This window comes from Saccharothrix espanaensis DSM 44229 (genome assembly GCF_000328705.1).
Lineage (GTDB): Bacteria > Actinomycetota > Actinomycetes > Mycobacteriales > Pseudonocardiaceae > Actinosynnema > Actinosynnema espanaense.
Map to the genome: position 1 here is coordinate 2,367,114 of NC_019673.1, position 22,890 is coordinate 2,390,003.

A 22,890-nucleotide genomic window follows, 5' to 3' on the forward strand; every position below is an offset into this window, starting at 1 on the left:
TGGCAGTCACGGTCGCTGTCGGCAGCAGTGCGGAACGCGCTCATCACTCGAACGGACCATTGCCGGGCGGTCGTCGCCCCAGGTTCCGGCCGCCGGCGTTCCGCAGGGTGCCTGCCTGCAAATTGGCGAGCTGACCAGCCCATACGTGGACGGCTGATCGGCGGAGGGGTGCCCGTAGTGGGGATCACGGCGATGAGGCCGGGCAGGTGCGAACCACCGGAGTCACAGCGGTCGAGGCTCGTGGTAATGGCCTCGGCGGCGCTGTGGCAAATGTGCTTCCCAAACCGAAGAGATAGCCGAACCGACGTTGTGCGGGTTCGGTTACACGTATTTCTTCCGGTCGTCCGGAGTGGTCTCCCGGGTGCGGTGGTAGGTCATCCGGTGGTGGTGCACAATTAGTCGGCCGGTCATGTGCAATTACTTGTGCGGTGTTCTCGGCGGGCGGTTCGCCGATCGGCGGAATGCGCCGATCAACCTCGGATCCGCGCGGCCCGGTCCGTGTCGCCGATGCGCAGGTACACCTCGCGCGCCTCGGCGAACGCCCGCCGCGCGGCGACCTGGTCGACGTGCTCGTACGCGCGACCCAGCGACTCCAGCGCGGCGGCGTGGTACGAGTGCCACCCCCTGGTGCGCCACAGCGCGACGGACTCCTCCAGGTGCACGACGGCGTCGTGCGGCCGGTTCTGCTCCAGAGCCAGCAGCCCCAGCAGTTCCAGACCTTCCGCCGTGTGGTGGGTCATCCGGTGCCGGCGGCTCAGCGCCAGCGAGCGCTCGGCGTCGGCGCACGCCCGTTCGAGGTCGACCCGCAGGTGCAGGCGGGCGGAGGCGAGCAGGGTGAGCACCTCGGTGTAGGAGTCGCGGTAGGTGCGGGCGATGGCCAGCGACTGGTCCAGCATGTGCTTGCTGACCTCGAACTCGCCGGCTTCCCGGTACCCGATGCCCGCGAACTGCAGTGCCGTGGCCTCCCAGCGCGGGTTGCCCAGCTCCCGCGCGTGGGTGAGCGCGCGTTCGGCGTGCCGGACGGCGACGGCCACCTGGCGGTTGTCGAAGTGCGCGACGGCCAGCGCCAGTTCGGCCCGCGCCAACCCGCCGACGTGGCCCGCCCGCCCGGCCAGGACGAGCGCCGCCTCGGCCGTGGCGACGGCCTCCGCGTGCCGGCCGGCGGCGGTCGAGGACCACGAGTGCATCACGGCCACGTCCGACGCGCCCGCGTCGTGGCCGAGCTCCACGAACAGGTCCCACAGCGCCAGCGCTTCCACCCGCATCCGGTCCATCGCCTCGCCCGGCCCGTCGGAGATCCAGGTCGTCACGTCGAGCAGCCCGCGCCGCATCACCGCTTCACCGAGCCGGTTGCCGTGCCGGACGCACACGTCGAGCACCTCGCGGTTGAGCGCGAGCCAGTCCGAGTACATGCCGCGCAGGTCGAAGTACTTCTCCAGGCACCCGGCCAGGTCGAAGGCGAGGTCGGTCGACCCGGCGCGGCACGCCTGGCGCACGGCCGAGATCAACGCCGACCGCTCCGCGTCGAACCAGGTGTCCGACCACTCCGGCGACAGGTCCGGCACCAGGTCGTCCACCGGCGGCCGGTGGGCGGCACCGCCGATGCGCGCGTAGCAGGGGCCGGGCACGAACCCGGTCAGCCGCTCGGCGTGCGCCAGCCAGCCGCCCAGCGCCCGTTCGACGGCGCGGTCGCGGTCGGCGGCGGTCTCCTCGTCCTCGGCGTGCTCGGCGGCGAACAGCCGGATCAGGTCGTGGCACCGGTACCGGTACTGGCCCACCGGGTCGACCTCGGACACGGTCAGCAGGTGGGCGTCGACCAGCTCCTCGGCGTGCCCGATCGCCTCGTCCAGCGGGAGTTCGAGCAGCACGGCCGCGACCCACGGCGGGAAGTCCGGCACCGCGACCAGCCCGAGCAGGCGCAACAACCGCCGGGCGGTCGGGGTCAGCCCCGCGTAGCTCATCGCGAAGGACGCGCGCACCTCCAGGTCGCCGACGGCGAGCCGGTCCAGCCGGCGGCGCTCGTCGCTGAGCTGCCCCACCAGGTGGTCCAGCCGCCACGTGCGCCGCGCGGCCAGGCGCGCCCCGGCGATCCGCACGGCCAGCGGCAGCCCGCCGCACAGCGCGACGATCCGCTCGGCGGCGGCGGGCTCGGCCGCGACCCGCTGCGCGCCCACCAGGCTGGTCAGCAGCGCCACGCCCTCGTCGGTGGTGAACACGTCCAGCTCGACCCACTCGACGCCCTCGGCCCCGGTCGGCTTGGCCCGGCTGGTGACCAGCACCGCGCAGCCGCCCGCCCCCGGCAGCAGCGGGTAGACCTGGCCGACCGCCGTGGCGTTGTCCAGCACGAGCAGCACCGTCCGGCCGCGCAGCATCGTGCGGAACAGGTCGCCGCGCTCGACGTGGTCGGCCGGGATGGCGCGGTCCGGGACGCCGAGCGTCCGCAGCAGCCGGGCCAGCACGTCGCCCGGTGCCGCGCCGCCCAGGTCCACCCAGAGCTGGCCGTCGGGGAAGCGGTCGGCGACCCGGTGCGCGACGTGCCGCGCGAGCGAGCTCTTGCCGATCCCGCCCATGCCGACGACCGCGACCACCCTCCCGCCCGCGATCGACCGCTCGACCAGCGCCGCGGGCTGTCCGGCCCGGTCGGTGAAGTCGTGCACGTCGGGCGGCAGCGTCGCGGGCGCGGACCACGTGACGGCCTCCGCCGGGGCCTCCTGCTCCGCGTCCACCTCGATCCGCAGCAGCTCCGGATCGGCGGCCAGCACCCGCCGCCGCAGCTCGACCAGCGCGACCCCGGGATCCACGCCCAGCTCGGCCACCAGCGACCGGCGGGTGCGGTCGACGCACGCCAGCGCGTCGGCCGTGCGGCCCAACCGGTGCAGGGCCAGCGCCAGTTGGCCCGCGACCCGTTCGTCCAGCGGGTTCTCGGCGGAGCGGACCGAGGCGATGGCGAGCGCGTCGGCGTCACGGCCGCAGCGCAGCAGCAAGTCGCACAAGTCGAGTTGGGCGGCGGCGTGCTCGCGCTGCAACGTCGTGCGGTGCGTGGTGAACCAGGCGCTGACCGCTCCGCTGAACGGCTCGCCGCGCCACAGCTCCAGCGCCTGCCGCACCAGCTCGGCCGCCTCGCCGGGGCGTCCGGTCGCCTTGGCCTGCGCGACCAACCGGCGGAACCGGTGCACGTCCACCACGTCCGGGTCGACCCGTGCCACGTACCCGCCCGGGTGCCGCTCGATGAGCACGTGCCCGGCATCCGACGACAGCGCGCGGCGCAGCCGGGACAGGTAGCTGTGCAACGTGTTCTGCGCGCCGCGGGGCGCGTCCTCGCCCCAGACCCGTTCCAGGATCCGCGTCAGCGGCACGACCCGGTCCGCGTCGACCAGCAGCGCCGCCAGCACGTACCGCTGCTTCTGGTGCCCCAGATCCACCGCGTTCGGACCGAGCCACGCCTCGATCTGCCCCAGCAGGCTGAACCTGATCGCCCCCACCGCACCTCCCGCCGCCGCCAGGCTACTCAGGCGCGGGGTGCGCCGCCGGCCTCCGCGTGCGGGGGACGGGTGCACGCGTCCAAGGATTACCCAAGTCCGGCCCACGACCGGGCGTCGACCCTGGTCCTCGTCCTGCCACCCACTGTGGGGAAGTGCGATGCGAACCAGACCGAGATTCCTGGCACCCGTGCTGGTGCCCATCGTCGCCGCGGCGCTGGCCGCCGGCACCGCGCAGGCGGGCGCGGCACCGGCGACGCCGTCGGCCGCCGCGGTCGACGTGGTCCTGCCGCTGACCGCCGACGCCGACGTCAACAGCGCCTTCGACGGCGGCAACGCCTTCGGCGAGTACCTGAAAGCCGGGACCGAGGCCGACGGCGAGAAGTCCCGCACCTACCTGCGGTTCGACACCAGGGGCCTGCGTGCGCCGGTCAAGGCCGTGCTCACGCTGACCAACGTCGACGCGCCCGGCTGCGGCCCGGTGGTCGGCGCGGGGATCCAGGTCCGGCCGGTCACCGACTTCTGGGACCCGACGGCGCAGACGTGGACGCCGCAGCCGGCCAACGGCGCGACCGGCGCCGTGCTCAGCACCGAGGGCTCGCGGCAGGGGGTGTGCGGCAGCGGGCGGATGAGCTGGGACGTCACCGCCATCGTGGCCGAGTGGGCGGCCGGCACCGCGAAGAACCACGGCCTGGTCCTGCTCGCGCCGACCGAGGTCGCGGCCCGGAACTACCGGGTGTTCGCCTCCGGTGAGAACAGCGAGGGCCTGGGCGACCCGCCGACGTTGAAGGTGACCACCGAGACCCCGTTCACGCCCGGCGAGGGCGACGACCCGGCCGAACCCGGGCCCGCACCGTCCGACCAGTGGCCGGGCCGGGTGGAGCCGGACACCGGCGTGTGGCTGACCGGCGGCACGGACGTGTTCGAGCCGGGGCTGGTCACCACCCGCAGCCACAGCGCCGGGCAGCGGATCGACCTCACCAACCCGAACGAACAGGTGCTCGGCCCGGACTGGCGGCTGGAACCGCTCGGCGGCGTGCTCGGCGACCGGCTGAAGGACTTCAGCGCCAACGGGTACCTCCAGATCAGCCGCACCAGCGGCAGTTCCTCCGACCGCTACCTGGCCGACCCGGCCAGGCCCGGCACCTTCACCTCGCGCGACGGCGGCACCGTGGTCCGCAACGCCGACGGCACGTTCACCGAGCGCGACGCCGACGCGGCCGCCGCCTCCCGCACGTGGCGCAAGGTCGGCACCGACCACCTGATCACGGCGACCACCCACCCCGAGGCGGGCACGACCACGATCGGCTACGACGCCCAAGGCCGGGTCTCCACACTCGCGGCCCCGACCGCGGACACGGCGACCTTCCGCTACGCGACAACGACCACCGCCACCGCCGCCGCGCCGGGCGATGTCGCCGGTCAGCTCAAGGACGTCGAGTACGACGCCGCCGGCGACCCGCCCCCGGCCGTCGTCGTGGCCTACTCCTACGACAGCGGCAAGCGGCTGCGCCGGGTGGACGACCTGCGCAGGATGGACGGCGAACCCGTCGCCACGAGCACCTACACCTACGACCCGGCCGGCAACATCACCCAACTGAACACCCCGCCGGACGGCCTGTGGAACCTCACCTACGCGGCTGCGGGCAAGATGCAGACCGCGACCAAGCCGCCGACCGCCGCCCTCCAGCCGCACTGCAAGTACGCCTCGCAGTACCTGTGGGGACGTGACGGGTGCTGGGCCGGCCCCGTCCCGATGTCCTACGGCGGCCGGAAGATCCAGCCGAGTTGGCGACGCACGCCCGGCAACAAGGCGGTCGTGGGCGTGACCGACGACCGCTGCACCGCGCCCGCCCTGCAGAAGCCCGGCGGGTTCGACTTCCGGATCGCCTGCGACATGCACGACTACGGCTACGGGATCATCTACCTCAAGACCCGGCAGTGGGACAAGTCCAAGAAGGGCGCGGTGGACTCGGTCTTCTACACCACCCTGCGCGACCACACCTGCAACGCCTACCCGTCGGCCCGGCGCTCGTCGTGCAAGAACTGGGCGAGCGACTACTACTTCTTCGTCAGCCGGTTCGGTGGTTCGAGCATGAAGTACGCCAGGGAGTACTGAACCCTGGGTGAAGTTGTTGTGCGGTAGGCGAAGCGGCTCGGACCTCCGGCACGTGCGGTCCGAGCCGCTTCTTCGATCCGGAGCGGGCGTTCCGGCTCGGCGAACCTTCGTCAGGCGTTCGCCCTGCGCAGGCGTTCGGCCGCTTGCGCGCGCAGCGCGGTGCCGCACACCGGGGGGTCGCCGTGCAGGGCCTCCCACCGGGCGTTGTGCGCCGCCGGCCACAGGCTCGCCGCCCACGCGACTTCCAGTTCCGACGCGGTGAACCGGCGACCCCGGATGTCCTGGTACACGGCCAAGAACGCCGCGGAACTCGCGACCGGGGCGAGAGTGGGCGGTCCGGCACCGGCGAACGTGCCGCTCGCCGCACCGACCAGGGCCGCCTCCGGTTGCCACGCCAGGCTGTCCCAGTCGTGCACCACCCAGATCCGCCGGCCGTGCCAGCGGAGGTTCTGCGCCTCGAAGTCCGCGTGGCCCAGCACGCGCGGCAGGTCGGCCGCCAGCAGCCGCGCGCGGGCCCGGCCGGCCGTGGCGACGACGTGCGCCGGCACCGCCCGCTGGTCCCGTTCGTCGAGGAACCCGATCGCCGGCCACACCCCAGGGTCGGCGTGGTCCCACCGCGCCCAGCGCGGGTTCGGCAGCGGCGGCGCGACGGGCGCGCCGAGCAACCCGGCCACCAGCCGGGCGAACACCTCCGCGCAGCGCTCGGCGACGTCCGGCGCGTCCCCGTGCAGCACCTCGCCACCGGGCCGGAACTCCTCGGCGTGCACGGCCCACGCCCCGACGCCGACCGCCGGGGTGAGCGGCCGGGGACAGGGGAAACCACGCGCGGCCAACAGTTCCTGCGCGGCGACGCACGACGCGGCCCGACCGTCGTCGGCCCGCGACTTGACCACGACCTCCGCGCCGCCGACCAGCCGGAGCCCGAACACGGTCGACATCCGCCGCTCCTCGAACAACACCTCGGCCGGCGCGCGGCCCAGGTGGCGGCGACACCAGGCGGGCAACCAGTCCGGCAGTTCGTCAAGCGGCACAGGGGGATTGTGCCGAAGTCAGCTCGGAACCGCCCCGTCCGGCGTGAGGCCGTGACGTTTGATCCGGCGGGCGCCGCGGTCGAGTCCGGCGTGGTCGCCCAGGTGGGAGCGCACCGCCTTGCCGGCCCAGTAGTCGCCCTGGGCGATCATCCGACCGAGGTCGTGCCAGCGGGCTTCGCTCACGAGGTGCCCGACGTAGGTTACGGCCGAGGAGATTCCGTGACCCTGCTGTTCGCCCACAGACCGTGTCGCTGCCCGTGGTCGGCTCCGACGAGCGGTTCCCCGTGCGCCGCGTGTACTGCGTCGGGCGCAACTACGTCGACCACATCCGGGAGATGAAGGAGGGCAGCGAGCGCGACGAGCCGTTCTTCGTCCAGAAACCGGCGGACGCCGTCGTGGGTGACGGGGCGCTCGTGCCCTACTCGCCGCGCACGGCCGACCTCCAGTTCGAGGGGGAACTGGTTGTCGCGATCGGGGCGGAGGGCGTGGACGTCCCCGCCGACCGCGCGTCGGACCTGGTTCTCGGCTACGCCGCCGGGATCGACCTGACCCGCCGCGACCGGCAACGCGACTGCCGTGACCGGCGAATCCCCTGCGAGGCAAGTCCTTCGACGCCTCCGCCCCGTGCGGGCCCATCACCCGGGTGCGCGACGCAGGCGACGTCGCCGGGGCCGTGCTGCGGCTCTCGGTCAACGGCGAGGCCCGCCGGCAGACCCCGATCGGGCTGATGATCTGGAACGCCGCGGAGATCATCGCCCACCTGTCCGCCGACTACCGGCTCCGGCCCGGCGACCTCGTCTTCACCGGCACCCCCGCCGGCGTCGGCGCGATCGAGCCGGCCGACGTCGTCCGCGTCGACGTGGACGGCCTGGAGCCGTTGTCCGCCACCATCACCGAGAGCGGAAGCCGTGAAACCGACTGAGCGCATCGACTACGACCCGATCGAAGGCCGCGCTGCGACTGCCGTGCGGGGCCCGCGTCGCCGTGTGGCTGATCGTCAACGTGGAGGAGTGGTCGGACACCGAACCGATGCCCCGGAACGTGTTCACCCCGCCGGCGGGCGGCGTGCCGTCACCGGACGTGCCGAACTGGGCGTGGCACGAGTACGACAACCGGGTCGGGTTCTGGCGCGTGCTCCGCGTCCTGGACGAGCACGCGGTGCCCGTCGCGCTGGCCGTGAGCGGTTCGGCGATCGAGGTCTACCCGCAGATCACCGAGGCGGCGCACAGCCGGGGCTGGGAGTTCGTCGGGCACGGCTACACCCAGAAGAACATGCAGAAGGTCCCCGACGAGCGCCACGACGTCCAACGCACCCGCGACGCGATCACCACCGCGACCGGCCGCCCACCGCGCGGCTGGCTGGGCCCCGGCCGGCTCCCGTCACGTCTGGTCCCCCGGCAGGGCCGAGTGACGTCCAGCGAACGCAAGGTGAAGCCGGGGTTCTCCGCCGCACCAGGCTGTTGACCCGGCCGACCTGGCCGCCGCCCGGCGCGGTGTGCGAAGAAGGGAAGGGCTGGGGGTTGCTTGGGCTAGGGGCGGCGGCCGGAGAGGTCCAGTAGGCGGGCTTGGAGGGGGCTGTCCTCGTCCAGGGTGCCGCTGGGGCCGGTGCCGAAGTAGCCCGAGGTGCCGATGACGGGGGCCATGTCCCGCATGTCCTCCCAGGTCCGGGCTACCAGCACGGGGTCCAGGGTGTCGTCCACGTCCAGCGCGCGGGCCAGGTCCCAGGCGTGGACCAGGTACTCGGGCACCCGGAAGCCGATGGCCTGCCGGCCGGGGACCTGGCCGACCAGGTGGTCTACGACGCGGTCCAGGGCTCCGGGGACCAGGGCGGCCTGGTCGAGGGCTTCGGTCGCGGCGGTGAAGGCGGTCAGGAGGTCCTCGGTCGTGCGGGCTTCGGCCAGCCAGTCGGCGTTCAGGGCTTCGACGGCGGCCTCCGTGGTCGCGCCGCCGAGCAGGGCGGCGGTCAGGCGTTCGCCCCCGATGACGTGGTTGACCAGGTCGCGGACGGTCCACTCGGCGCACGGGGTGGGTGCCGCCAGCGCCTCCGGGGTGACGTGGACGAGGCGGCGGCGGAACTCTTCGCGGGCGGCGTGCAGCACGGGCTTCTCCTAGCGGGGGGTGCGGGTGACGGGCCAGCAGACCTCGGTGCGCCGGGCGTCGGGGTCGAGTTCGGGGTCGAAGTAGAGCTCGCGCAGGGGGCCCGGCGCGGCCAGGCCGAGCGCGGTGACGTGCGCGCCGAGCGGCCCGTAGGTCTCGTCCAGGTCTTCGTAACGCCCGTGGTGCACGGCGACGGCCAGCGTCGCCGCCGGGACGACGAGGGTCGCGGTGATCGTCCGGACGGGCCGGAAGGCGGTCACCTCGCCGACGCCCTCGGTGAACATCACCTCGGGGAACAAAGCACCGAGCGGGCCGGTGCCGTCGTCGGGCAGGGCGGCGAACGCCTCCTCGCAGAACCGGCCGACCTCGGTGCGCGGGATGCGCCGGGTGATGCCCACGGCGGGCGTCTCGGGGACCGACCGGTAGTGCACGGTCGCCTCGGACGCGGGGCGTTCGAGCAGCCGGCGCAACCCGGCGATCGCCACCCGGGTGCGGTCGAGGCCGGTCTCCAGGCGGTCGAGGTGGGCCAGCAGGACGCGGTCGCGATCGGCCGGCCCGGACGCCCCCAGCAGCGCTTTGACGTCGGCCAGGGGCATGTCCAACTCGCGCAGCCGTCGGATGGTGCGCGCCGGGCGCACCTGGTCGGCGTCGTAGGCGCGCAGGCCGGTGCGCTGGTCGACGCGGCTCGGTTCGAGCAGCCCCAACCGGTGGTAGTGGCGCAGCGCCTTGACCGTCAGGTGCGTCATCTTGGCGAACTCGCCGATGGGGATGGTGCCGGGCATGGGGTGAGCATCCCGGCTCCCCCAAGGGGAGGCGCAAGGGACACGCGGTGGGGTCCGGAGCACTCCGGGTGATCCACGTACCGCGCGGCCGTTGGGCCAGTCGGATGGTTGTCGTGGTGGGTCTGTTGACGGCCCCGCGCGGGCGTGCAACCAGAGGGACGCCCGCACCTTCGATCGGAGGGTGTACCAGAACCCGACGTTCCAGAACCCGCACGTCCAGCCGTCGGACCAGGGATCGCCGGCCCGGCCCGGGAACCTGCCGCAGGGGTGACCGGCGGAACGCGACCACCACCGTCCGGTCGAGGAGCGGGCTGTGGTGGTTTCGCCGTGCCCGGCATCGGTGGAAGTTACGATCCTGGGTGGGGATGTTCGTCGTGCCGCATGAACCGGTTCCCGCAGTGCCGGCGGACGATGGGGTGGACCGCAACGCCGACGACGTGAAAGGTCGACACCATGTCGGACATTCTTCGGGAACTCCAGCCGCTGCTCGACGAGTGGGCGGCGGAGGCCGGTGTTCCCGGAGCCGCCGTCGGCATCCTGCTCGACGGCGAGGACACCGTGCTGGCCACCGGTGTGTCCAGTGTGGACGCTCCGCTGCCGGTCGACGGCGACAGCCTGTTCATGGTCGGGTCGACCACCAAGACGTTCACCGCCGCCGCGATCATGGCGCTGGTCGAGGACGGCGTGCTGGACCTGGACGTGCCGGTCGTGGAGTACCTCCCCGACCTGCCGCTGGCCGACGCCGGCGCGCGGGCCTCGGTGACGTTGCGCCACCTGCTCACCCACACCGGCGGGTTCCTGGGCGACGTGGAGGTCGACACGGGCTGGGGTTCCGACGCGCTGGCGGAGGCCGTCGCCGGGTTCGGCGCGCTGCCGCAGGTGTTCCCGACCGGCGAGGTGTTCTCCTACAGCAACAGCGGGTTCATGCTCGCGGGCCACGTGGCCGAGGTCGTGTCGGGCTCGCTGTACGAGGACCTGGTGCGCGAGCGGCTGCTGGAGCCGCTGGGCATGACCGACTCGGTGTTCCTGCCGTGGGAGGTGCTGACCCGCCGGCACACCGTCGGCCACGCCACGCGGGACGGCTCGCCGGTCGTCGCGCACGTCCTGGGGCTGCCCCGGGCGGCGGCCGCGGCCGGTGGGCTGTGGTCCTCGGCGCGGGACCAGCTGCGGTGGGCGCGGTTCTTCCTGCTGGGTGAGGCGGACGGGACCCCGCCGTTGAGCGAGGACAGCCGGGTGGCGCTCTGGCAGCCGCAACGGCCGGCGGCGCTGCCGTTCGAGGAGGTCGGGCTGAGCTGGCTGCGCACCCGCCACGGTGCCGCGCAGCTGGTGCGGCACGGCGGCAACGTCAGCAACCTCCAGGTGTCGGAGTTCGTCACGCTGCCCAGCGAGCGGTTCGCCGTCACCGTGCTGACCAACAGCGCCGGGGGTTCGGGGCTGCGGCCCAGGGTGGTCGACTGGTGCCTGGAGAACCTGGCGGGCGTCGCCCCGATCCCGGACCTGCCGGTGCTGCCGCCGGAGCGGCTGGCCGAGTACGCGGGGTGCTACGAGACCGGGCAGTTGGCGTTCGAGTTCGACGTCCGCGACGGCGGCCTGTGGGTGCGGATGGCGGTGGAGGGCGACCCCGGCGACGCGCCGCCGCCGTTCGAGGTCGCGTTCGTGGGCGAGGACGTCGTGGCGCGGGCGACCGACACGCGCAAGCCCGCCGCCCGGTTCGTCCGGGACGGCGACGGCCGGGTGGCCCTGGTGGAGTTCGGCGGCCGGACCGCCCGCCTGGCGTCAGCCGGGTAGCGCGTACTCGTCGCGGCCGGCCGGGTGGACGACCCGGTAGGTGCTGATCCGCTCCGGTCGGACCGCGATCACGGTCTTGTCGGCCGGCCCGGTCGGGATCGCGGCGCGCACGGCGGTGATCGCGTCGTCGGGCCGGCTGGTCGCGAGGTGGAACCGGACGCCGGACGCGGTGCTCGCGCCCATCCGGACGTGGCCCAGTTCGCTGAGCGCCGCGGCGAAGCGGTCGGTGTCGGGGGCGCCGTGTTCGCGGGTCAGGGTGGCTTGTTCGGCCGGGGTCAGGTCCTCGAAGGCGACCACGACCTCCTGCGCGCCGCCGGGCGGGTCGAGCGGGACCAGGCCTGCCAGGCGGTCGAACGCCGGGCGCGAGGCGGTCGTCCACTCCAGGCCCGAGGCGTCATCCCGGGGCGGCGCGCCCCAGAACGGGTTCCCGAGCACGTGCAGCTCCGGGTAGGCGGTCGTGACGTCTTCGGCGGCGTCCGGCGCGTTGCCGCCGCGCACGTCGGGGGCGAGCCTGCCGAGCAGGCCGATCCGGCAGCGTCGCGGGCGTCGCCGGGGCGTCCTGCACGGCCGCCGGCCGCCGCCCGACCAGGGTGAACCACTCGACCAGGGGCTCCGGGAGCGGCTTGCCGACCCGGTGCGCGGCGGCGGCGACCTCGTCGGGCGGGCTGCCGTCCGCCGCGGTCAGCGGGGCGGCGTACCAGCGGTCGAGCACGTCGGGCAGCCAGGCCCAGCGGTCGGTGGCCGGCAGCGCCCGCCGCGCGTCCGAGACGATCACGCCCGGAAGGGCAGCCCGCCGGCCGCCGTCAGTTGACGCAGCGGGCGTCCGGCCGGCCGGTGGCCGGGGTGGCGACCTCCGCCGGCGGTGTGAGCAGGTCGGCGACGTGGGTGCGCACCCGCTGCCCGTCCACCGGCAGGACGCCGTCCTCGGCGGCCACCGGCGTGCCGACCGGGATCGTGCCGAACCGGACGTCCGCCGCGGTCAGGTCGCGCAGGTGGGCGGCGAAGCCCAGCAGGTCCCAGCTCTCGTCGATGACCATCGACTTGCGCAGGGCGGTGACCAGGTCGGCGACCGCGGCCGGGTCGGCCAGGGTGCGGGCGGTGAGCAGCTTGTCCGCCAGCCCGCCCAGGAACGCCTGCTGGCGCGCGATGTGGTCGAGTTCGCCGCGCGGCAGGCCGTTGCGCTGCCGCAGGAACGACAGGGCGTCCGCGCCGGAGACCGACTGGTGGCCCGCCGGGAAGTCCGCGCCCGAACCGGCGTCGCGCACCGCCGCGTTCAGGCACACGTCGACCCCGCCGATCGCCTGGCTGACCAGGACGAACCCGTGCAGGTTGACTTCGGCGAAGCGGTCGACGCGCACGCCGGTGAGCTCCTGCACGGTCTGGACCAGCGCCTTGCGCCCGGCCAGGTCGCCCTCGCGGCCGGGCGCGGTGCGCGCGCTGTCGAACACCTTGCGCAGGGGGCCGGTGCCGCCGGCGGGCATCGTGACGCGGACGTCGCGCGGGATGGACACCACCACCGTCCGGCGGCCGTCGTCGGGAACGCGGACCAGCAGCACCGTGTCGGTGTTCGAGCCGGGCGACTGCTCGGTGCGCAACTGGCGGAGCACGTCGTCCGACAGCGGGGTGCCGTTGGTATCGGTGCGGCTGTCGCTGCCGACCAGCAGGATGTCGGTCGCGCCATCGGTGGCGTCCGGGCTGTTCGGCACGTCGAGCACGCCGGCCTGCCGCACGTCGCCGTCGAGGTTGCTCACCACGATCCACGTGATGCCGGCCGCGACCAGCACGACGGCCGCCGCGGCGGCCACCACGCCCCGGCCGAGGGTCCGCCACCGCCTGGGCCGCCGGCCCTCGACCAGTTCGGTGACCTCCTCGGGCGGGTCGGCGGCCGGCTCCGGCGCGATCACCCGGCCGAGGGTGGCCTCCTCGTCGCGGCGCGGCCCGAACCCGAACGACCTGGTCGGACCCGGGTCGTCGGGCCCCACCAGGACGGTGGCGGCGGACGCCGAATCCGTCGTCTCGGCGGGATCGCCGCCGGCTGCCGAATCGGCGGTCTCGGCGGGGTCCGCGCCGGCCGGGGTGGCTGCGGTGCCCGGCGTGGCGGTGCCGGCTGGGGTGGCCGGGGTGGCGGTGTCCGCTTCGAGGGCTGCGGCGGCCAGGGCGTCGCGGAAGTCGGCGGCCGAGGCGTGGCGTTGCGCGGGGTCGGTCGCCAGGGCTTTGAGCAGCACCGCCGTCACGGCCTCGGGCACGCCCGGCAGCGCCGGCACCGGCTCGTCGTGCAGGCGGATGATCTCCGGCAGGCTCGGCACGCCCGCCTCGGGGAACCTCGGCGGCCGGCCGGTGATCAGCGCGTGCAGGGTGGCGGCCAGGGCGTACACGTCCGCCTGCGCGGTGGGCTTCTCCTGCCGGAACGCCTCCGGCGGCGCGTACGCGGGGGTGAGCGCGGTGAGGCTGGCAGAGGACTCGCGGCCGGGTTCGGCCAGCGCGGCCAGCCCGAAATCGGCCAAGCCGTACATGCTGTACCGGTTGACCAGGATGTTCGCCGGTTTGATGTCGCGGTGCAGGACGCCGACCTCGTGGGCGGCGGTCAGCGCGTCGGCGATCTTCACACCCAGCGCGCACGCCTCGGCGACGGGCAGCGGTCCGGCGTCCTGGAGCCGGTCGAACAGCGAACCGCCCGTGCACAGCTCCATGACCAGGTACGGCCGGCCGTCGGGGAGCACGCCGGCGTCGTAGAGGTCCACCACGTGCGGGTGCCCGGACAGCCGGCCGGCGGCGCGGGCCTCGCGCAGGAACCGCCGCCGGTCGTCCTCGTCGAGCACCACGCGGCTGTCCACCTTGATCGCGACCTCGCGGTCCACGGTGACCTGCACCGCCCGGTAGACCACGCCGAAGCCTCCCCGGCCCACCACGTCGACGATCGAGTACCCGGGCACCTGGGGATGCGACGTCTGCACGGCGGGCAGTCTAATCTCGTTGCACAGTCCGTTCTTTTGCGGTTTTCCCGGTGCTTCGGGCGTCGTGGTCCGGCCGGTGCCGGAGGTGCCGCACGCCGCCGCCGGGCGGCGCGATCCGCTGTCGTGATCCAGCATGGGGTGCCCGACGAGGGGCGCTCGGGCGGGCTGACGCGGGAGGGTGCGTGCTGGAGTTCGTCGCGGTCGTGGTGCTGGCGCTGGTGGTGATCGCGGCCGCCGCCGTGGTCGCGCCCCGGCTGGGGGTCGCGGCTCCGCTGGTCCTGGTCCTGGTCGGCATCGCGGTGGCGGTGGCCCCCGTGCTCGAAGGTGTCGAGGTCGACCCGGAGTGGGTGCTCCAGGGGTTGTTGCCGCCGTTGCTCTACTCCTCCGCCGTGTCGATGCCCGCGATGAGCTTCCGCCGCGAGTTCCGGGCCATCAGCGGGTTGTCGGTGCTGCTGGTGGTGGCCAGCGCGCTGGTGCTGGGGGCGCTGTTCGCCTGGCTCGTGCCGGGTCTCGGGTTCGTGTGGGGCGTCGCGCTGGGCGCGATCATCAGCCCCACCGACGCGGTGGCGACCTCGATCATCAAGGGGACCGGCCTGCCGCGCCGCGCGCTGGTCCTGCTCGACGGGGAGAGCCTGCTCAACGACGCCACCGCGCTGGTGCTGCTGCGCACGGCGGTGGTGGCCACGGCGGCGGCGTTCTCGTTCTGGGACGCGGTGGGCACCTTCGCCTACGCCATCGCGGTCGCCGTCGCGATCGGGTTCGTGGTCGGGCGGGTGAACCTGGCGGTGCGCCGGCGGGTGGCGGACGCGACGGTGAACACGATCCTGTCGTTCACGGTGCCGTTCGCGGCCGCCGTCCCGGCCGAGCTGCTCGACAGTTCCGGGCTGGTGGCCGCCGTGGTGGCCGGGTTGGTCACCGGGTCGCGGGCGCCCCGGGTGCTGCCGCCGCGGCACCGGATGTCCGACGCGCAGAACTGGGCGACCGTCGAACTCGTCTTGGAGGGGGCGGTCTTCCTCGGAATGGGGCTCCAGCTGTCCGCGGTGCTGGGCGAGGTGCAGCGCGAGCACACCGGGATCGGGCCCGCGATCGGGATCGCGGCGTGCGCGCTCGCCGTGACGCTGCTGGTGCGCGCCGCCTACGTCGCACCGCTGCTGTGGGCGTTGCGGCGGCGCGCGGCGCAGTGGCGGGCCCGCCAGCCGCGCCTGGCCGCCGTGGGCGAGCGCATCGAATCCGGTGACCTGGTGGGCAAGCGGCGGCGGGGGATCCGCCGCCGCGAGCTCACCGAGCGCGACCTGCAACGCTTCGCCACCCGGGTCCGCCGCTCGCTCGCCGACATCGACTACCTGCTCAAGCAGCCGCTCGGGGCCCGGGAGGGCGTGGTCGTGGTGTGGGCGGGGATGCGCGGCGCGGTCACCGTCGCCGCCGCCCAGACCCTTCCCGCCGACACCCCGCACCGGCCCCTGCTCGTGTTCGTCGCCTTCTCCGTCGCCACCTTGTCGTTGCTGGTGCAGGGCGGCACGGTCGGCCCGCTCGTGCAGCGGCTGTTCCCGGCCGAAGTGGACGAGCGGGACGCGCGTGAGCAGGCCGACGAACGGGAGCAGATCCTGGCGCTGGTGCGCGCCGCCGCCGCCGACACCCCGCGCCCGGAAGGCTTGTCGGACAAGGAACACCTCCTCGCCGTGCTCGACGCGCAGCGCGAGGCGCTGCTGGACGCCCGCGACGACGGCACGTTCGACGCCGACGCGCTGTCGAGCGCCCTGCGCGCCGTCGACGCGGAGCAGATCACGATCGAGCTGCGCGGCGGCCCCACCGGCTGACCGGCCGTGGCCCGTCAGCCGGTCAGCGCGGGGCCCGTCAGCCGGTGGCGTCGATCGCGGCTTTCCGCTCGGCGTGGGCGGGCTGTTCCAGTGCCGCGCCCTCGACGTCCAGTTCGGGCAGCCACCGCAGCCACTGGGGCAGCCACCACGCCTTCTCGCCGAGCAGCGCGAGCGCCGCGGGCACCAGGACCATGCGGACCACGAAGGCGTCCACCAGGATGCCGATCGCCAGCGCGAAGGCGATGGACTTGATGGTCGGCTCACCGAACGGGACGAAGCCCGCGAACACCGAGAACATGATCAGCGCGGCGGCCACGACCACCGGTGCGGCCTGGCGGAAGCCGGTGGTGATGGACTCGTGCGGCGCCGCGCCGTGGTGGTGCGCCTCGTGCATCCGGGACACCAGGAAGATCTGGTAGTCCATGGCCAGCCCGAACAGGATCCCGATGACCAGGATCGGGGTGAGGCTGATCAGCGGGCCGGTGGTGTCGAGGTTGACCGCACCGGTCAGCCACCCCCACTGGAAGACCGCGACGGTCGCGCCGAGCGAGGCCCCGATGGTCAGCAGGAAGCCCAGCACGCCGATCAGCGGCACCAGCAGCGACCGGAACACCAGCACCAGCAGGATCAGCGCCAGGCCGACGACCAGCGCGAGGTAGACCGGCAGCGCCTCGTCCAACGCCACCGCCACGTCGACGCTGACGGCCGTCGCACCGGTCACGTAGGCGGTCGCGCCCTGAGTGTCGGCCAAACGTTCGCGCAGGTCGGCGACCAGCCGTTCGGTGGCCTCGCTGGTCGGCCCGGACTCGGGAATCACGGTGAGCAGCGCGGCGCTGCCGTCCGGCTTGGGCGCGGGCGGGGCGACCACGGCCACGTCGTCCACGTCGGCGAACTCCTTGGCGGCCTCGGTCGCGGCCGGCACCGACCCGGCTCCCTCGAACAGGACCAGCAGCGGGCCGTTGAAGCCCTCGCCGAACCCGTCGGAGAGCAGTTGCTGCGCGCGGGCCTGGGTGCTGTTGCCGGGCGGGGTCTGCACCAGGGTGGTCTGCATCGACGCCACCGGCACGGCGATCACGCCCAGGGCGATCACCGCCAGCAGCAGCGCCACGACCCGGCGGCGCACCACGGTGCCGACCCAGCCGCGGAAGAAGCCGCGCTCGTGCGCCTCGGCGGTCGCGTCGCGCTGCTTGCGCGGCAGGGCGCGCTTGCCGAGGAAGCCGAGCACCGCGGGCACGAGGGTGATCGCGATGAGGACGGCCACGACGATGGTCCCGGCGGCCGCGACGCCCATCTGGGTGAGGAACGGGATGCCGACCACGGCCAGCCCCGCCAGGGCGATGACCACGGTCAGGCCGGCGGTGACGACGGCCGACCCGGCGGTGCCCACGGCGGTGCCGATCGCGTCGCCGACGTCCCGGCCGCGCCGCAGCTCCTGCCGGTAGCGGTTGATGATGAACAGGGCGTAGTCGATGCCCACCGCCAGACCGAGCATCGCGGCCAGGATCGGGGTGGTGGACGACAGCTCCAGGAAGCCGGTGGTGATGGTGATGCCGAGCGTGCCGATGCCGACGCCCACGGCGGCGGTGAGCAGGTTCATCCCGGCCATCACCAGCGAGCCGTAGGTGAGGGCGAGGATCGCCAGGGCGATCACCACGCCGACCACCTCGACCACGCCGCCGACGTGCGGTGGCGCCTGCATGGCCTCGCCGGTGACCTCCGCGGTCCAGCCGCCCTCGCGGGCGTCGGCGACGACGTCGGTCAGGTCGGCCCGCTGCGCGTCGGTGACCTCGCCGACCTTCGCGTCGTAGGTGACCGTGCTGTAGACCATGTCCCGGTCGGCGTTGACCGACGGTGCCTTCGGGTCCAGCGGGTTGCTCGCCGAGGTCACGCCGGGCAGCCCGCCCAGCCGTTCGACGAGCCCGGCGATCCTGGCCGCGTTCTCCGCCGTGACGACCTGCTGCCCGGCCGGGGGAGCCAGCACCACCCGGGCCGTCGCGCCACCGCCGCCGAACTCGTCCTTGATCTTGTCCAGGGCGGTGGTGGACTCCTGGCCCGGGATGGAGAACGTGGTCGAGGTCGCGCCGGCCAGGGTGACCGCGCCGACGGCCGAGCCGACCAGCACCACCAGCCAGACCAGGACGACGACCAGGCGGTGCCGGTAGGCGCCGGAACCGAGCCGGTAGAGCAGACGAGCCATGGGGATCAGGCCTCCACCTGGGAGAGGTCGGACGGGGAGCGGCCCGGACCGCGGTGACCGAGCGCGTCGAGACAGGTCGTGATGATGTGCGGGCGCCACACCGCGTTCACGTCGCCGTGGTTGGCGGCGAGGCTGAGCACGGCCAGGGCGCTGAGCATCCCGACCACCCGGACCAGCCGTTCGGTGTCCTCGGTGCTGTGGTCGACGCCGAAGATCGCGAAGACCAGCCGGTCGATGCCGTCCAGCCCCTGGTCGCGGGGGTCGATGTCGCTGTCCGCTCCGAGCGTGCTGATCGCGCGGGACGCGAGGGCGATCAGGCCGGGCCGGGCGAGCGCGAAGTCGACCAGCAGTTCCACGGCGCGGCGGTCGCGTTCGACGCCCAGGGGGAGCCGCTCGCTGCGTTCGAGCACCTGCGCGCTCCGCGCGCGGCCGAGTTCGACGGCCGCCTCGAACAGGGCTTCCTTGCTCGGGTAGTGGTGCAGCAGGCCCGGTTTGGACAGGCCGACCGCGTCGGCGAGCGCCTTGAGCGAGGTGTGGGCGAACCCGTGCCGGGCGAACAGGCCGGCGGCGCGATCGAGGATCTGCTCGTCGACCTGGAGGCGCAGTGAACGTGCCATGGCTCCAACGGTACGTAGTCACCGACCGATCCGGTCGGCATTCCGACCAGATCGGTAGGTGGGCTGTGTCACCTCTTCGGAGTCATGTAACCCCCGTTCGGAGTAACCGGCAATCGGAGCGACCCGGACGAGCGCGTCGCCGCGAGGGGCCGGCGGTCCGGTCGTGCCGATGCCTGGCGGGGTCGCCGACGGGCCACAGTGGACCGCGCCCGCCGGCGTCCGAACCGACTTCGGGCGGACTTCGGTACCCCGCAAGGCATTCGGGGCAGGTGCGGCACCAGGCGGAGTGCCGCCGGACCCACTGGGCCGCTGATTGGTTGAACCAATCGGCAGATGATGGACCGCGTTCCACCTGCTGTGCTTGAGCGGGCCTCGCACCGGGGCCGCTCGCTCCGGCGAAAGGTGGATCTCCCATGATCGGCAAGGCAATCGGCGTCGGGCTCGCCGCGGTCTTCGCGACAGCCGCGTTGGTCACGCCGGCCCAGGCGGGCCCGTCCCACTGGTCGTGCCGCAGCGTGCCGGCCGGCTACACCTACACCATGGTCCGCGCCGACGTGGGCTGTGAGCCGCTGTACTACGTCACCCTCCCGGAGACGGGCCTGTGGGCCTGCACGGTGCCCGCCGGGTTCACCTACACCGCGACGCGGAACGGCTACAGCTGCGCGTACACCCCGACCCCGTCGACGCAGTACCTGCTCGCGAAGCTCTGATCCCCGGCGGCAGCACCACTTCACGCCGGGATGTCCGGTCGTGGAGTGGTGCACCCGACCGCTACCGTCCGCTGTGGACTCGGCGGGAACCCGCCCGGCTCGCCAGGAGGCGGCTCGGTGACGACCGACTGGGAGACCCGGATCAACCGGAGCTTCACCCTGGCCGGACTGCGCACGGCCACCGGGGTCGCGCTGGGTGAACTGCTCGGTGTGGACAGCGCTTCGGTCCGGCCGGCCGCGGTGTCGGCGCGCCGCCTGGCGCGGGCCTACCCGGCGCGGGTGCCCGAAGTCGGTGCCGAGGCGTTGGAACGTCCGTGCGAGCCGGGGGTGGACCTCGCTTTCGTGCTGTGGGACCTCGACGAGGCCGTGGCGGACTTGTTCGTCATCGACTCGGGAGTGCCGGAGGACGAGGACGGCGGCGTCCGGCTCGTCGTCGGGCCCTACCGCGCCGCGCACTCCTACGTCCTGGCGGTGGCGACCGCCATCGCCGCGGCGCGACTGGGCGCGAGCCCGGTGTGGGACGAGCGCACGGCGCTGAGCGACCGGCGCGTGGCCGATCCGGAGTGGCTGCTGGAACGCCTGCGGCAGCCGCCCGGCAAGCCCGCGCTGGAGTCCGCCCTCGACCTGGTGCGGGGAACCGGGCTGTGGATGGCGGCCGAAGACGCGTGACGGGCCCGGCGGGTCAGCCGAGCACGCGCAGGGACAGCCAGAGCGCGGCGACGGCGAGCGGCAGGGCGAGGGGCACGGTCAGCAGTCCCAGGGCGGTGAATCGGCGCAGGTCGACGCGGACCCCGTGCTCGTGCAGGACCCGCCGCCACAGCAGGGTCGCCAGCGACCCGGCGTAGGTGAGGTTCGGGCCGAGGTTCACGCCGATCAGGACCGCCAGGACCGCGCCGGTGCCGAGCGGGGCCGCCAGGGGCAGCAGCACCAGCACGGCGGGCAGGTTGTTGATCACGTTCGCCAGCACCGCGGCGACCGCGGCCGTGCCCAGCAGCGCGGCCAGGGTCGACCCGGCGGGGACGAGGCCGCCGACCACGTCGGCCAGGCCGTTGTCGACCACCGCGCGGACCACGACGCCCAGCGCCAGGACGAACCCCAGGAACGGCAGCGCCGTCGACCGCGCCACCTGGCCGACCGTGGTGGTGCGCCGGACCAGCCCCCGCACCGCCAGGGCGGCCGCGCCGGCGACCGCCGCCCACGCCGGGTCGAACCCGAGCGCGGGCAGCAGTGCGAACCCGGCGAGCGTGCCCACCAGGGTGGCCGTGGCGAACCTGGGCAGGGGGACCGGGTCGGTGTCCGGCACGACGGTCGGCCGGAGGTCGAGGTCGGCGGCGAAGAACCGGCGGAACACCGCGTACTCGACCGCGACGGCGACCGCGCACGGCAGCGCCATCAGGCCCGCGAACTGCGGGAACCCCACCCCGGCGGCGGTGAAGGCGAGCAGGTTGGTGAGGTTGGAGACCGGCAGCGGCAGTGAGGCGGTGTTGGCCAGGTGCGCGCACGCGTAGACGTGCGGGTCGGGGCGGACGCCGAGCCGGGCGACCGTGGCCAGCACCACGGGGGTGAGCAGCACGACCGTCGCGTCCAGGCTCAGCACCGCGGTGATCGCGGAGGCGACCACGAACACGCCCACCAGCAGGCGCGGCGCACTGCCCGCCGCACCGCGCGCGAGCCGCGCACCGCACGCCCGGAACAGCCCTTCGTCGTCGCACAGCCGGGCCAGCACCAGGATCGCGGCGAGGAACCCGACCACCGGGCCGAGCCGCGACACCTCCGCCAGCACGTGCTCCGGTGAGATCAGCCCGAAGGCCGCGGCGAGCACCGCCGCCGGCACCGCCACGACCGCCTCGGGCAGCCCGCGCGGCCGTGCGACGGCCCAGACCAGCACCAGCGCCAGCAGCGCTCCCGCCGCCACGCCTGTCCACCCGAGCGGAACCGGACACCTCCAGACCACGGCGACGGCGCTCGCGCGCGTCGCTCCTGGCCCGGCCGCGGTCCCGGCGCGGGCGGCCCAGGGTACAGCCGGGCACCGCTGTTCCGGCCGTCACACCCGCCGCTCGACGCCCGTCAGGCGGCCCGTCAGGTGGTCAGGCGCGGTGGTCAGGCGCGGTGGACGGAGACGGCGTAGTCGCCGTCGGCGAAGGGTTCGCGGTCCCAGGTGGCGAAGCGCTCGACGAGGGTCAGGCCGGCGGCGCGGGCGTGCTCGTCGTAGTCGGCGAGACCGTAGCCGCGGCCCAGTCCGAAGCCCGCGACCAGCAGCCCGCCGACGTGCCGGGCGACCCCGGCGACCAGTGCCGCCTGCGTGCCGGGCGGGGTGAACAGGGGCACGTTGCCCGCCATCACCACCACGTCGAAGCGGCGGCCCAGGTCGAGCGCCGCGAGGTCGGACTCCACCCAGGTGATCCCGGGAGCGGTCCGGCGCGCGGTGGCGAGCATGGAGGGGTCGACGTCGGTGCCGACGACGTCGACGCCGTGCCGGGCGAGTTCGACCGCCACCCGCCCGGTGCCACAGCCCGCGTCGAGCACGGAGGCGGGCCGGTAAGCGCGGACGAAGGCGGCTTCGCCGTGCACGTCGGCCCCGGCGGCGGCGAGTTCGTCGAAGCGGCGCTGGTACTCGTCGCCGTTCCACTGGGTTGTCGTCACGCCGAGCACTGTCGCACAGCCACCGCCCGTCACCGACCGCCGGCCCGCGCACCCCGCCTGCCCGACCGGACACAGTGGACAGTGGTCGTGGGTGCGCGTTCACTCGCGACGCTGCTCGAACCGGCGCACGCCGAACCGACGTGTGGCCGGTCGGCACGAAGACCGACCGGCCACACGCCGGGGGGCGGATCAGTCACCTCTGTCCGATGTGGCCGTTGCGCGTCGTGCGCTCCAGCGACGCGCCGCTATCCCAGCCGCCCACGCACCGTTGGTCGTTCGCGCGGAAGCCGTGTTCTCCCGCCGTGCCCGGAGTCAGTGCTACGGGTTCGGGGGCGTCGTCGGAGGCGTCTGCGCGCAGCCTCCCGGGCACTCGTCCAAGACGGTCACCACGGGCGGGTCCTGGATGCAGCCGCCGGCGCAGTCCTGTTGCGCGGTAGCCGTTCCGGACAGGCTGAACGCCACGGCGGCCGCGGTCAGCGTCGCCAGCAGGAAGCCGGTTGATCGGCGCATGTCGAATTCTCCTTCGCTCGCTTACCGATTGCCGTTACGAGGGCTCCAGTCTGTTGCAGACCCCTTGCACGCCCCTTGCACAGCACTTGCCCCGACCTTGCAGCGCCCTGTTCCGGCGAGTAAGAACTGGGGTGGGGACGCGGCGC

At 74.0% G+C, this 22,890-nt stretch carries 20 protein-coding genes and 1 pseudogene; 8 read left to right on the forward strand and 13 right to left on the reverse strand.

Annotated elements, in window-relative coordinates; all coding sequences use genetic code 11:
- Window positions 1–470: 470 nt before the first annotated feature.
- Complete coding sequence (locus tag BN6_RS10940) at window positions 471–3,482, reverse strand: AfsR/SARP family transcriptional regulator (protein WP_051075511.1); 3,012 nt, start codon at window positions 3,480–3,482, stop codon at window positions 471–473.
- Between the two features lie 157 nt (window positions 3,483–3,639).
- On the opposite strand from BN6_RS10940, the gene BN6_RS10945 reads away from it, so the two are divergent.
- Window positions 3,640–5,598, forward strand: a complete 1,959-nt coding sequence (locus tag BN6_RS10945; protein WP_015099683.1) for a phospholipase A2 — start codon at window positions 3,640–3,642, stop codon at window positions 5,596–5,598.
- 110 nt (window positions 5,599–5,708) lie between these two features.
- Here the strand turns inward: BN6_RS10945 and BN6_RS10950 are convergent, their stop codons facing one another.
- Window positions 5,709–6,629: an aminoglycoside phosphotransferase/kinase family protein gene (locus BN6_RS10950; RefSeq protein ID WP_041312569.1), complete on the reverse strand. Its 921-nt coding sequence runs from the start codon at window positions 6,627–6,629 to the stop codon at window positions 5,709–5,711.
- Between the two features lie 18 nt (window positions 6,630–6,647).
- Window positions 6,648–6,812 (reverse strand): hypothetical protein, encoded by a 165-nt coding sequence (locus BN6_RS46580; RefSeq protein ID WP_158509371.1) that lies wholly within the window; start codon window positions 6,810–6,812, stop codon window positions 6,648–6,650.
- Window positions 6,813–6,922: 110 nt separating this feature from the next.
- Here BN6_RS46580 and BN6_RS50145 point away from each other — a divergent pair.
- From BN6_RS50145 to BN6_RS10965, 3 genes and pseudogenes are all read left to right on the forward strand, one after another.
- Window positions 6,923–7,192, forward strand: a pseudogene (locus BN6_RS50145) (fumarylacetoacetate hydrolase family protein); the annotation flags it as partial.
- A gap of 29 nt (window positions 7,193–7,221) precedes the next feature.
- Complete coding sequence (locus BN6_RS49535) at window positions 7,222–7,551, forward strand: fumarylacetoacetate hydrolase family protein (protein WP_269454355.1); 330 nt, start codon at window positions 7,222–7,224, stop codon at window positions 7,549–7,551.
- 62 nt (window positions 7,552–7,613) lie between these two features.
- Window positions 7,614–8,093 (forward strand): polysaccharide deacetylase family protein, encoded by a 480-nt coding sequence (locus BN6_RS10965; protein ID WP_015099688.1) that lies wholly within the window; start codon window positions 7,614–7,616, stop codon window positions 8,091–8,093.
- Between the two features lie 65 nt (window positions 8,094–8,158).
- On the opposite strand, the gene BN6_RS10970 is transcribed toward BN6_RS10965, so the two are convergent.
- Window positions 8,159–8,728, reverse strand: coding sequence for a TIGR03086 family metal-binding protein (locus BN6_RS10970; RefSeq protein WP_015099689.1), 570 nt, complete (start codon window positions 8,726–8,728; stop codon window positions 8,159–8,161).
- Window positions 8,729–8,737: 9 nt separating this feature from the next.
- Complete coding sequence (locus BN6_RS10975) at window positions 8,738–9,508, reverse strand: MerR family transcriptional regulator (RefSeq protein ID WP_015099690.1); 771 nt, start codon at window positions 9,506–9,508, stop codon at window positions 8,738–8,740.
- Window positions 9,509–9,961: 453 nt separating this feature from the next.
- On the opposite strand from BN6_RS10975, the gene BN6_RS10980 reads away from it, so the two are divergent.
- A complete protein-coding gene (locus BN6_RS10980) occupies window positions 9,962–11,296 on the forward strand; it encodes a serine hydrolase domain-containing protein (RefSeq protein WP_015099691.1) in 1,335 nt (444 codons plus the stop codon).
- Here the strand turns inward: BN6_RS10980 and BN6_RS10985 are convergent.
- The 3 genes from BN6_RS10985 to BN6_RS41780 are packed head-to-tail and all read right to left on the reverse strand — an operon-like array spanning window position 11,285 to window position 14,250.
- Window positions 11,285–11,794: a hypothetical protein gene (locus BN6_RS10985; protein ID WP_015099692.1), complete on the reverse strand. Its 510-nt coding sequence runs from the start codon at window positions 11,792–11,794 to the stop codon at window positions 11,285–11,287. The two genes, BN6_RS10980 and BN6_RS10985, sit on opposite strands and share 12 nt — an antisense overlap.
- Complete coding sequence (locus tag BN6_RS45520) at window positions 11,691–12,071, reverse strand: hypothetical protein (RefSeq protein WP_148302831.1); 381 nt, start codon at window positions 12,069–12,071, stop codon at window positions 11,691–11,693. The genes BN6_RS10985 and BN6_RS45520 overlap by 104 nt, the downstream gene beginning before the upstream one ends.
- A 28-nt stretch (window positions 12,072–12,099) precedes the next feature.
- A complete protein-coding gene (locus tag BN6_RS41780; RefSeq protein WP_197540258.1) occupies window positions 12,100–14,250 on the reverse strand; it encodes a protein kinase domain-containing protein in 2,151 nt (716 codons plus the stop codon).
- Window positions 14,251–14,432: 182 nt separating this feature from the next.
- Between BN6_RS41780 and BN6_RS11000 the strand changes: the two genes are divergently transcribed.
- On the forward strand, window positions 14,433–16,067 hold the full coding sequence (locus tag BN6_RS11000; protein ID WP_015099694.1) for a cation:proton antiporter: 1,635 nt from the start codon (window positions 14,433–14,435) through the stop codon (window positions 16,065–16,067).
- Between the two features lie 37 nt (window positions 16,068–16,104).
- On the opposite strand, the gene BN6_RS11005 is transcribed toward BN6_RS11000, so the two are convergent.
- Window positions 16,105–18,264 (reverse strand): MMPL family transporter, encoded by a 2,160-nt coding sequence (locus BN6_RS11005; protein WP_015099695.1) that lies wholly within the window; start codon window positions 18,262–18,264, stop codon window positions 16,105–16,107.
- Window positions 18,265–18,269: 5 nt separating this feature from the next.
- Window positions 18,270–18,881, reverse strand: a complete 612-nt coding sequence (locus BN6_RS11010) for a TetR/AcrR family transcriptional regulator (protein WP_015099696.1) — start codon at window positions 18,879–18,881, stop codon at window positions 18,270–18,272.
- 413 nt (window positions 18,882–19,294) lie between these two features.
- On the opposite strand from BN6_RS11010, the gene BN6_RS11015 reads away from it, so the two are divergent.
- On the forward strand, window positions 19,295–19,591 hold the full coding sequence (locus BN6_RS11015) for a hypothetical protein (RefSeq protein WP_015099697.1): 297 nt from the start codon (window positions 19,295–19,297) through the stop codon (window positions 19,589–19,591).
- A gap of 117 nt (window positions 19,592–19,708) precedes the next feature.
- Window positions 19,709–20,260, forward strand: coding sequence for a hypothetical protein (locus tag BN6_RS11020; RefSeq protein ID WP_015099698.1), 552 nt, complete (start codon window positions 19,709–19,711; stop codon window positions 20,258–20,260).
- A 13-nt stretch (window positions 20,261–20,273) separates the two neighbouring features.
- Here BN6_RS11020 and BN6_RS11025 read toward each other — a convergent pair whose 3' ends face one another.
- The 3 genes from BN6_RS11025 to BN6_RS46585 all read right to left on the reverse strand — a co-directional run bounded on the left by BN6_RS11025 (window position 20,274) and on the right by BN6_RS46585 (window position 22,744).
- A complete protein-coding gene (locus BN6_RS11025; protein WP_015099699.1) occupies window positions 20,274–21,506 on the reverse strand; it encodes an SLC13 family permease in 1,233 nt (410 codons plus the stop codon).
- A 185-nt stretch (window positions 21,507–21,691) separates the two neighbouring features.
- Window positions 21,692–22,234, reverse strand: coding sequence for a class I SAM-dependent methyltransferase (locus BN6_RS11030; protein WP_041316496.1), 543 nt, complete (start codon window positions 22,232–22,234; stop codon window positions 21,692–21,694).
- A gap of 318 nt (window positions 22,235–22,552) precedes the next feature.
- Window positions 22,553–22,744, reverse strand: coding sequence for a hypothetical protein (locus BN6_RS46585; protein ID WP_041312571.1), 192 nt, complete (start codon window positions 22,742–22,744; stop codon window positions 22,553–22,555).
- Window positions 22,745–22,890: the final 146 nt, after the last annotated feature.